General features: G+C 73.3%; 10 protein-coding genes. 8 read left to right on the top strand and 2 right to left on the bottom strand.

The annotated features are described in order from the left end of the window. Positions 1-111 precede the first annotated feature (111 nt). The 8 genes from PSU4_RS29725 to PSU4_RS29690 all read left to right on the top strand — a co-directional run bounded on the left by PSU4_RS29725 (position 112) and on the right by PSU4_RS29690 (position 7,237). The gene (locus PSU4_RS29725; protein ID WP_147115815.1) at positions 112-1,182 is read left to right on the top strand and encodes an alpha/beta hydrolase; all 1,071 of its coding nucleotides are present in this window, start codon (positions 112-114) and stop codon (positions 1,180-1,182) included. Positions 1,183-1,222: 40 nt separating this feature from the next. Next, positions 1,223-1,753, top strand: coding sequence for an RNA polymerase sigma factor (locus PSU4_RS29720; protein ID WP_147115813.1), 531 nt, complete (start codon positions 1,223-1,225; stop codon positions 1,751-1,753). Next, positions 1,750-3,009: a VOC family protein gene (locus PSU4_RS29715; RefSeq protein WP_147115811.1), complete on the top strand. Its 1,260-nt coding sequence runs from the start codon at positions 1,750-1,752 to the stop codon at positions 3,007-3,009. The genes PSU4_RS29720 and PSU4_RS29715 overlap by 4 nt, the downstream gene beginning before the upstream one ends. A 278-nt stretch (positions 3,010-3,287) precedes the next feature. Next, on the top strand, positions 3,288-3,671 hold the full coding sequence (locus PSU4_RS29710) for a DUF6401 family natural product biosynthesis protein (protein ID WP_246115437.1): 384 nt from the start codon (positions 3,288-3,290) through the stop codon (positions 3,669-3,671). A gap of 293 nt (positions 3,672-3,964) precedes the next feature. Continuing rightward, positions 3,965-5,512 carry an amidase gene (locus tag PSU4_RS29705; protein ID WP_147115807.1) on the top strand — a complete coding sequence of 516 codons (1,548 nt, stop codon included), beginning with the start codon at positions 3,965-3,967 and terminating at the stop codon, positions 5,510-5,512. Continuing rightward, positions 5,509-6,213: a nitrile hydratase subunit beta gene (gene nthB, locus PSU4_RS29700; RefSeq protein WP_147115805.1), complete on the top strand. Its 705-nt coding sequence runs from the start codon at positions 5,509-5,511 to the stop codon at positions 6,211-6,213. Before PSU4_RS29705 ends, nthB begins: the two co-directional genes overlap by 4 nt. Continuing rightward, positions 6,210-6,824: a nitrile hydratase subunit alpha gene (gene nthA, locus PSU4_RS29695; protein WP_147115803.1), complete on the top strand. Its 615-nt coding sequence runs from the start codon at positions 6,210-6,212 to the stop codon at positions 6,822-6,824. The genes nthB and nthA overlap by 4 nt, the downstream gene beginning before the upstream one ends. Further along, positions 6,821-7,237 carry a nitrile hydratase accessory protein gene (locus PSU4_RS29690; protein ID WP_147115801.1) on the top strand — a complete coding sequence of 139 codons (417 nt, stop codon included), beginning with the start codon at positions 6,821-6,823 and terminating at the stop codon, positions 7,235-7,237. Before nthA ends, PSU4_RS29690 begins: the two co-directional genes overlap by 4 nt. A 79-nt stretch (positions 7,238-7,316) precedes the next feature. Here the strand turns inward: PSU4_RS29690 and PSU4_RS29685 are convergent, their stop codons facing one another. Further along, positions 7,317-9,053: a thiamine pyrophosphate-binding protein gene (locus tag PSU4_RS29685; protein WP_147115798.1), complete on the bottom strand. Its 1,737-nt coding sequence runs from the start codon at positions 9,051-9,053 to the stop codon at positions 7,317-7,319. 189 nt (positions 9,054-9,242) lie between these two features. Next, the coding region (locus tag PSU4_RS29680) for an FAD-binding dehydrogenase (protein ID WP_147115796.1) at positions 9,243-10,137 on the bottom strand (895 nt) is incomplete at its 5' end.

Genomic DNA, 10,137 nt, shown 5'->3' with positions numbered 1-10,137 from the left:
CCCTTTGGCGCAACTGAGTTGCGCGACTGTGCCGTTCGTTCACCTCGCAGCTCACCGAGGAGCCCGCGCTGGGGGTTGACCCGGGTCGCGGGGACGAAAAGGATGCGGCGCATGCAGCTGCTCCCGGGGGTGCGGTCCGTCGTCGTTCCCACCGACCGGCTCGAGGTGCACCTCGTCGAGTACGGGCCCGAGGACGGCGTGCCGGTCGTGATGGTGCACGGCAACCTGTCGACGGGCCGGTTCTTCGAGCACCTCTCCCCCGGCGCCCCGGAGGGCTACCGGATCGTCGCCCCGGACATGCGGGGCTTCGGCGACACCGAGAGCCTGCCCCTCGACGCCACCCGCGGCCTCGCCGACTGGGCCGACGACGTCGCCGCGCTGCTGCGGGCGCTGGGCATCGAACGGCCCGTCCACCTGCTGGGCTGGTCGACGGCGGGCGCGGCGATCGTCGACTTCGCGATCGAGCATCCCGTCGCGTCGCTGACGTTCCTGGACCCGGTGTCGCCGTACGGGTTCGGCGGCGTCCGTGCCGACGGGACACCGTGCTTCCCCGACTGGGCCGGCTCGGGCGGGGGCATCGTCAACCCGGAGGTGGTGCGCCGCATCGCGGAGGGCGACGACACGACGGAGAGCCCGTTCTCGATCCGGTCGGTGATGCGCACGGCGTACTGGCTGGAGTCGCACACCGAGCCGCGGGAGGACCTGTTCGTCGCCGAGGTGCTGAAGACCGTCACGGGCGCGGACAACTACCCGGGCGACGCGACCCCGTCGCCGAACTGGCCCGGCACCGCCCCGGGCACGACGGGGATCATCAACGCCCTGTCCCCCAAGTACTGCAACTGGACGCGGGTGGTCGACCTCGACCCGAAGCCGCCGGTGCTGTGGACGCACGGCGCCGAGGACTCCGTCGTGTCCGACACGTCGATGCAGGATCTCGGGACCCTCGGCGAGCTCGGGTACGTGCCCGGCTGGCCTGGTGCCGACGTCTTCGGGTCGCAGCCGATGGTCTCCCAGATCCGCGAGGTGCTGGGCCGCTACGGGGCGGCGGGCGGGCGCGTCCGTACGGAGATCGTGCCGGGCGCGGGGCACAGTCCGCATCTGGAGCAGCAGGAGCTGTGGCAGTCGGTGTTCTGGGAGTTCGTCGGCGCCGCCGAGCGCGGGGCGACTACGACGATCGGGTGAACCACCGACGGGGATCGCGGGCGGGGGACGAGGAAAGGTCGTGAACCGCGACGAGCAGGTCAGGCCCGACCCGGGTCTCGCCCTGCTGTCGTTGTACGACACCGCACTGCCGGAGGTCTACGGCTACCTGCTCGCCCGTTGCGGGCGGACGGCGCTGGCCGAGGACCTCACCGCGGAGACGTTCCTGGCCGCGGTGCAGGAGTGCCGCCGGACGGACGTCGATCCGACGACCGGCTGGCTGGTGGGTATCGCCCGGCACAAGCTCGCCGACCACTGGCGTGCGCTGGCCCGCGAGGAACGGGGCCTGCACGCGGTCGCCGCCTCGTCCGAGGAGCCGCAGGCCGATCCCTGGGACGAGGAGGTCGACGCCCTGCTGGCCCGCGAGGTGCTGGGCGAGCAGAGCCCGCTGCACCGGGCGGCGCTGACGTTGCGCTACCTCGACGGCCTGCCCGTCGGCGAGGTCTCGCGCGTGCTCGGGCGTACCGAGCGGGCCACCGAGTCCGTCCTGGCCCGGGCGCGGACGGCGTTCCGGCACACGTACCTGCGACGCACGGGAGGGGACCCGGCATGAGCGACCCGCTGGACGCCCTCCACGAACCCGTACGCCCGGTCGATCCCGACCCGGCCTTCGCCGCGCGGCTGCGCGCCCGCCTCGAGCGTGAGGTGCTCGCCGCGCCACGTCGTCATCAGGAGGACGCCGTGACCAGCACTGTGAGCAAGCGCGTCGCCGAGGCGCTGCATTCCATCACCCCCTACCTCGCGGTGCCCGACGCCGCGGCCGCGCTCGACTTCTACGTCGACGCCTTCGGCGCGGTCCGGCGCGGCGACCCGATCGTCATGCCCGACGGCCGCATCGGGCACGCCGAGGTCGCGATCGGCGACAGCGTGCTGATGCTCGCCGAGCAGTTCCCCGAGATGGGGATCGTCGCGCCCCGGGAGGGCGAGTCGCCGGCCTCGATGCGGTTGGAGGTGCCCGATCCCGACGCCGTCGTCGACCGGGCGGTCGAGCTGGGCGCCCGGCTGGAGCGGCCCGTCTCGGACTCCCCGTACGGGCGCGGCGGCGTCGTCGTCGACCCGGCCGGGCACCGCTGGATGGTGTCGCGGGAGGCGGCGGCGGGTCGTCCGTTGCAGGTCGGCGACGTCGGCTACGCCTCGCTGTGGCGGCGCGACGTCGGCGCGGCGGAGCGGTTCTACGGCGCCGTGCTGGGCTGGTCGATCGACGCGGTCCACTCCGGGCGGGGCCGCCGGATCACCGGTGGCGGGCAGCACCTGGGCATGTACGGCGAGCAGGACGCGACGACGATGTGCTGCTACGCCGTCGGCGACGTCGACGCGACGGTCGCGCTGGTGCGGGCCGCGGGCGGCACCGCCGAGGGGCCCACCGACGAGCCGTTCGGCCGCACCGCCTCCTGCGTCGACGACCAGGGGATCCCGTTCGCGGTGTTCGCGCCGCAGCCGGGTTCGACGCGTCCGGACACCACCGCGACCGGGGCGCTCACGTACCTGACGATCGAGGTGCCCGACGCGGGCCGGGCGCGGGCGTTCTACGGCACGGTGCTGGGCTGGGGGTTCCGTCCGGGGCGCGTGCCGGAGGGCTGGCACGCGGTGTCGGGGTCGGGCGACGACACGTCGCCGGCGACGGGCCTGCTCGGCGGGGCCGACGCGGCGTCGGTCGTGCCGATGTTCGTCGTCGACGACGTGGCGGCGGCGGTCGCCGCGGTCCGCGACGCGGGCGGGACCGCCGACGATCCCGCCGACGCCGGCTACGGCGTCTCGGCGCGCTGCACCGACGACCAGGGTGCCGCGTTCTGGGTGGTCCGGTACTGATGCCGGGTCGCGCCGGCCGGGTGGACCGGTTCGTGCGGGCGGTGGATCCGCTCACCGGCGGCCCCGCGCCGCACACCGTGGTGGCGTTGCCGGGGACGTCCGTGTCGTCGTGACACGGCCGGCTGGCCGTCGATCGGTTCCGACCGTTCGTCGGCCCCGGCTGTCCGGGTGTCGCCGCTGGTCAGACTTCGTCGCAGAGTGACGACCTTCGATCTCTTCACCCGAGCAGTGTCACTCTGCTGTGTGACCACCGGGCTACGATTTGCAACGTGCCCGTGATGCGCGACGTCGGCGTGATCCTGTCGGAGTGGTCCGCCCGCCGGACCCTGCGCCGCATGATCGACGAGTTCGGCCTCCCCGGTCTCGTGGCCGCCCGCCGGTCCCCCGGCCTCGGCGCGGCGCTCGACCAGCACGTCGCGGCGGTCCACGACCTGCTCGACGACCGGCCGTTCGCCCACCGCTCCTCGGTCCTCACCCGGATGCCGGCCCGGGAGCTCGCGCCGCGCCTCGCCGCGTACGCCCGCAGCCTGCTCGAGGAGCAGCGCCGCGGTGGCGGAGCCGTCCCCACGCCGCGTCCCGGCGAGTGGGAGCGCGCCGACTGGCTGACGCTGCGGCTGCTCGCGATCTGCCACCTGGGCCGCGAGGCCGCGCGCCGCGGCTGACGAACTGCCGGGCGCGAGCCGCCGGCCCCCGACCGCCCGGCGCGACCCCCCGAGCCCCGGGCCCGGCGCCGACCGCCGCGACCGACACGGCATACGGGCCGGACGACTCCGTCCGGGGGACACTAGGTGTCGGCGTCCTCCCCCGTTCCGGTCCCCCGTGGGGCGCCTCGGTGACCTGCGGAACCGTCGGGATGCGCCGCCCGCGTACACCTCATGTCGATCTGTGCAGACACGTTGCCTGTGATCCACGACGTCCATAGGCTCCGGCGGTACCCGACCGCGAGGAGTCTGCGATGGCGGTACCACCTCCCGACCGTGATGCGCTGGCGGCGGCGGCCGCGCGCTACGGACTGAATCTCCCACCCGACGACCTCGACTCGTTCCAGCCGTTCGTCCACGGGCTGCTGGCCTCGTGGGACGCCGTCGAGGAGCTCTACGACCAGAGCGCCCCCACGCCGCCCGACCGCAAGTGGCACCGGCCCGACCCCGACGAGAACCCCTTCAACGCCTGGTACGTCACGACGGAGATCACCGGTGCCGACGACGGCCCGCTCGCCGGGCGCACCGTCGCGGTCAAGGACAACACCGCCGTCGCGGGTGTCCCGATGATGAACGGCTCGATGACGGTCGAGGGCTTCGTCCCGACGCGCGACGCCACGATCGTCACCCGGCTGCTCGCGGCAGGCGCGACCATCGCCGGCAAGGCCGTCTGCGAGGACCTCTGCTTCTCCGGCGGATCGCACACCTCCCGCACCGGCCCCGTCCGCAACCCGTGGGACGAGACACGCTCGGCCGGCGGATCCTCCTCCGGCAGCGCCGCGCTGGTCGCGGGTGGCCGTGTCGACGTCGCCACCGGCGGTGACCAGGGCGGATCCGTGCGCATCCCCGCCGCGTACAGCGGGATCGTCGGTCACAAACCGACGTTCGGGCTCGTTCCGTACACCGGTGCGTTTCCGATCGAGCAGACGATCGACCACCTGGGTCCGATGACCCGCACCGTGGCCGACGCGGCGCTCGTCCTCGACGTCATCGCCGGCCCCGACGGGCTCGACCCGCGCCAGCCCGCGGGCCTCGTACCCGACGACTACTCCGGGGCGCTCGCGCAGCCGGCGGCGGGCCTGCGCGTCGGCGTCGTGACCGAGGGGTTCGGGCACGCCAACTCCGACCCCGGCGTCGACGACACCGTGCGGGCCGCGGCCGCGAGCCTGCGCGACGCGGGCCTGACCGTCGAGGACGTCTCGGTGCCCTGGCACCTGCACGGCGCCCGGATCTGGGACGTCATCGCCACCGAGGGCGCAGCCGCCCAGATGGTGGAGGGCAACGGTTACGGCATGAACTGGCACGGCGAGTACGACCCGGAGCTCGTCGCCCACTACGGGAAGCAGTGGCGCGCGAACCCCGACGAGTTCTCCGAGACCGTGAAGTTCGTGCTCCTCACCGGCGGCTACGGCCTCACCACGCAGCACGGCAGGCACTACGCGATGGCCCGCAACCTCGCGCTGCAGCTGCGCAAGGCCTACGACGAGGCGCTCGACCGCTACGACGTCCTGGTCATGCCGACGCTGCCGCTCACCGCGTCGACCATTCCCGCCGACGACGCCCCGCGCGAGGAGGTCATCCCCCGGGCGCTGGAGATGATCGCCAACACGTGCGTCACCGACGTCACCGGCCACCCGGCGACGTCCGTGCCCGCCGGCCTGTCCGACAGCATGCCCGTCGGGATGATGATCATCGGCAAGCACTTCGAGGACGCGACGCCGCTGCGCGTCGCCCACACGTTCGAGCAGGCCGTCGGCGGCTTCCCGGCACCCGCGGCCGCGATCTCCGGGAGCCAGGCATGAACGGCGTGCACGACCTCGGGGGTACCGACGGCCTCGGCCCGGTCCCCGTCGAGCAGAACGAACCGATCTGGCACGCAGAGTGGGAACGCGCCGCGTTCGCGATGTTCTCGATGCCGTTCCGCGCCGGGTTCTTCGGCGTCGACCAGTTCCGGTACGGCATCGAGCAGATGCACCCGGCGGTCTACCTGCTCTCGCCCTACTACGAACACTGGATGCACGCTGCCGAGCACTACGGCGTGGAGAAGGGCGTCCTCGACCCCGCCGACATCGAGGAGCGGACCCGGTACTACCTGGAGAACCCCGACGCGCCGTTGCCGCAGCGGTCCGATCCCGAGCTGCTGGAGTTCGTCAACGCCGTCGTCCCCGCGGGCGCCCCGGCCGGGCGTGAGTCGGACAAGAAGGCCGCGTTCGCCGTCGGCGACCGCGTCACCGTGATCGACTCCAGCCCGTACGGGCACACCCGCCGTGCCCGCTACGTCCGCGGCCGCACCGGGGAGATCGTGCTGGCCCACGGCACGTTCATCTACCCCGACAGCGCGGGCAACGGCCACGGCGACGCCCCGGAGCACGTCTACACCGTGCGGTTCACCAACGCCGAGCTGTGGGGCGACGACGTCGCCGAACCGAACGGGTCCGTCTACTTCGACGTCTGGGAGCCCTACATCGTCCCGGCCACCGCCACCGAGGGGAGCGCCGCATGACCAGCACGCCGATCCATCCGCCGTCCGTCCGCACGCAGGAGGAGATCGCCGCCCGGGTCAAGGCGCTCGAGGCCATCATGATCGAGAAGGGGATCATGACGACCGAGGCGATCGACCGGATCACCGAGATCTACGAGAAGGAGGTCGGCCCCCAGCTGGGCGCGGCGGTCGTCGCGAAGGCCTGGACCGACCCGGACTTCAAGCAACGGCTGCTGCGCGACGGCACCGCGACCTGCCGCGAGCTGGGCATCGGCGGGCTGCAGGGCGAGGACATGGTCGTCGTCGAGAACACCGACTCGGTCCACAACGTCATCGTCTGCACCTTGTGCTCCTGCTACCCGTGGCCGGTCCTGGGTCTCCCGCCCAACTGGTACAAGGGCCCGGAGTACCGGGCGCGGATCGTCCGCGAGCCCCGCAAGGTGCTGCGCGACGACTTCGGCCTCGACCTGCCCGACTCCGTCGAGGTCCGGGTGTGGGACTCGTCGTCGGAGATGCGCTACTGGGTGCTGCCGTTGCGCCCCGCCGGCACCGACGACATGTCCGAGCGGGCGCTGGCCGGCATCGTCACGCGCGACTCGATGATCGGCACCGGGGTGGTGCCTGCCCCGTGACCGGTTTCCGGCCCGACGCGACCGAGCTCGGCGACGCCCGGCGCCGCGTCGAGGCACTGGTCGCCGAGCTCCCGGCGCGGTCGGGGGACACGTCGTTCGACGAGCCGTGGGAGCTGCGGGCCTTCGCGATGGCCGTCGCGGCGTACCACAACGGGCAGTACGAGTGGTCGGAGTTCCAGCTGTCGCTGATCGAGTCGATCCGGCAGTGGGAGGCCGACGGCGGCGACGCCGCCGCGGCTCCGTGGTCGTACTACGAGCACTGGCTGACCGCCCTGGAGACGGTGCTGGCGGGCAACGGCGTCCTCTCCGACGCCGCGCTCGACGACCGCACCCGCGAGGTCCTCGCGACCCCGCGGGCGAAGAACCACCACGAGCCGCACTACGAGCCCGTCGCGGTCGACCCGGCCCGCTGAGCTCTACCCCAGCGAACGAACGGCACAGTCGCGCAACTCAGTTGCGTGACTGTGCCGTTCGTTCACAAGGGTGAGAACGTCACATCGAGATCGAGCCCTTCCGGAAGTCGCTGCGCCCCAGCCGGACGTCGACGAGCACCGGGCCGTCGGCCGCCTTCGCCTTGGCCAGGGCGGCCGGCAGCTCGGCGACGTCGTCGACGTGCAGGCCCGTCGCCCCGAATCCGGCCGCCACCAGGTCGTAGCGGGTGTGGGCGAGCACGGTGCCGACGTCGTCGCGCAACAGCTCCACCTGCTCGCGCGCGATCTGCGACCACGCCGCGTCGTTGCCGACGACCGCGACCACCGGGATCCCGTGGCGGACGAACGTGTCGAACTCCGCGAGCGAGTAGCCCACCGACCCGTCGCCATACACGATCCACAGTGGAGCGTCGGGGTGCACGGTCGCCGCGCCGAGCGCGAACCCGGCGCCGACCCCGAGCGTGCCGAACACCCCCGGGTCGAGCCAGCGCAGCGGGCCGTCGGGACGCAGCACGTACGACGCCGTCGCGACGATGTCGCCGCCGTCGCCCACGACGATCGCGCCCGGCGGCAGCGCGGCCGCCACCTCCTGACACATCCGCACCGGGTTCACGCCGTCCTCGGCGGGGGCCTCGGCCTGGGTGGCGATGTCGGCCTCGCGGGCCTCGTCGCGGCTGCGGACGACGTCGCACCACTCCGGCCAGCGCGCCGGCGCGGCATCGGCGTCCCTGGTGGGCAGTGCCGCGGCGATGCCGGCGAGGGCCAGTGCCGCGTCGCCGAGGATCGCGACGTCGGGACGGCGGTTGCGGCGCAGGTCGGCGCTGCTGCGGTTGGCCGACACCAGCGTCGCGCCGCGGCGGACGTGGTTGCCGTAGTCGAGCCGGAAGTCGGCCGGCACCCCGGCGAGGACGACGAGGTCGGCGACCTTGAGGCTGTCACGACGTTTGTGCCTGGCCTGCAACGGATGGTCGGCGCCGAGCAGTCCGCGCGCGGTGCCCGACAGGTAGACCGGTGCACCGATGCGCTCCAGCGCCGGCACGAGCCGCTCCGCCGCGCCCGGCGCCACCATGGCCTGGCTGCCGACGAGGATCACCGGCCGCTTCGCCCTGCCCAGCGCGGTCGCGGCGGCGTTGACCCGGTCGGGTGCGGGGATGGGCGCGGGGACGTCGACCAGCGGTCCAGGGGGGTTGCGCCCCGCCCCCCGGAACATCCGCGCGACACGGGCCTTCAGGTAGGTCTGCACGGCGCGCTCCCCCAGCGAGCGCCCCGACCGCGCGGCGCCGTACCACTGGCGGACGACGACCTCGTCGTAGAGCAGGTCGATGGGCAGTTCCACGAACACCGGTCCCGGCACCCCGGACGCCGCGATGCGGAACGCCTCCTCGACGGCCGGGCCGATCTCGCGGACCCGGCGCACCGCGTACGACCACTTGACGTGGGGGCGGATCAGCGCCGTCTGGTCGATGTCCTGCAACGCGCCGCGGCCCTGCAGCACCGTCGGCGCCGCGCCCCCGAGCAGCACGACCGGCGACTGGGCGAGCTGCGCGTTCTTCACCGCGGTCACCGTGTTGGTCAGTCCCGGCCCCGCCGTGACCGCCGCGACCCCGGGCCGGCCCGTCAGCCGGGCGACCGCGTCGGCCGCGAAGACCGCCGTCGCCTCGTGCCGCGTGTCGACGATCCGGATGCCGCGCGCCTTGGCCCCCACCAGGATCGGTGAGATGTGCCCGCCGCAGAGGGTGAACAGGGCGTGCACGCCCTGCGCGCCGAGTACCTCGGCGACCTGATCGCCTCCGTGCACCGTCCGCTCCCCTCGCCCGCGAGTACCCCCTCGTCAGCCTACGAGCGTCGGGCGGTGCTGCCGAGCCCGTTCGGACGCCGGTTCGTCCCATTCGAGACGCCCGCCGAGTTCGACCTCGGACTGGTTCGATCATGGTCCGGACCAGTCCTGCGTCGAACTCGACGTTCCTGCGGGCGCAGCACGCGGGGGTCAGCCGGCGGTGGCGATGGCGGCCGCGCGGCCGGTCTGGCGACCGCTGAACACGCAGCCGCCGAGGAACGTCCCCTCCAGCGACCGGTACCCGTGCATCCCGCCACCGCCGAACCCGGCGACCTCACCCGCCGCGTACAGCCCCGGCACGGGCGCGCCGTCGGCGCCCAGGACACGGCCGGACAGGTCGGTCTGCAGCCCGCCGAGGGTCTTGCGGGTGAGGATGTTGAGCCGCACCGCGATCAACGGGCCGTGCTTCGGGTCGAGGATCCGGTGCGGCGACGCGACCCGCACCAGCCTGTCGCCGCGGTAGCGCCGCGCGCCCCGCAGCGCGACGACCTGCAGGTCCTTGGCGAACGGGTTGTCGATCTCACGGTCGCGGGCGACGATCTGGCGCTCCAGCTCGGCGAGCGACACCAGCTTCTCCCCGGTCAGCCGGTTCATCCCGGCGACGAGCTGGGGCAACGTGTCGGCGACGACGAAGTCCTCACCGTGCTCCATGAACGCCGCCACCGGGCCCGGGGCGCCGGGACGGATCCGGCCCAGCGTCGCGCGGACGTCCTTGCCCGTCAGGTCGGGGTTCTGCTCCGACCCCGAGAGCGCGAACTCCTTCTCGACGATCGACTGCGTCAGCACGAACCAGGAGTGGTCGTACCCGGTGTCGGTGATGGCCTTCAACGTCGCGAGGGTGTCGAAGCCGGGGAACGCGGGCGCCGGGAAACGGCGGCCGCGCGCGTCGAACCACATCGACGACGGTCCGGGCAGGATGCGGATACCGTGCAGGTCCCAGATCGGGTCCCAGTTGCGCAGGCCCTCGGTGTAGTGCCACATGCGGTCCCGGTTGACGACGCGTCCGCCCGCGGCCTCGGTGATGCCCAGCATCCGGCCGTCGACG

This window comes from Pseudonocardia sulfidoxydans NBRC 16205 (genome assembly GCF_007989085.1).
Lineage (GTDB): Bacteria > Actinomycetota > Actinomycetes > Mycobacteriales > Pseudonocardiaceae > Pseudonocardia > Pseudonocardia sulfidoxydans.
Note: the sequence above shows the minus strand (reverse complement) of the source record. Positions and strands in the feature narration are given on the sequence as shown.

Bases quoted from the DNA above. Each gene is read 5' to 3' on its own strand.
- PSU4_RS29715 (WP_147115811.1), top strand. From the start codon at position 1,750: ATGAGCGACCCGCTGGACGCCCTCCACGAACCCGTACGCCCGGTCGAT.
- PSU4_RS29725 (WP_147115815.1), top strand. From the start codon at position 112: ATGCAGCTGCTCCCGGGGGTGCGGTCCGTCGTCGTTCCCACCGACCGG.
- nthB (WP_147115805.1), top strand. From the start codon at position 5,509: ATGAACGGCGTGCACGACCTCGGGGGTACCGACGGCCTCGGCCCGGTC.
- PSU4_RS29710 (WP_246115437.1), top strand. From the start codon at position 3,288: ATGCGCGACGTCGGCGTGATCCTGTCGGAGTGGTCCGCCCGCCGGACC.
- nthA (WP_147115803.1), top strand. From the start codon at position 6,210: ATGACCAGCACGCCGATCCATCCGCCGTCCGTCCGCACGCAGGAGGAG.
- PSU4_RS29705 (WP_147115807.1), top strand. From the start codon at position 3,965: ATGGCGGTACCACCTCCCGACCGTGATGCGCTGGCGGCGGCGGCCGCG.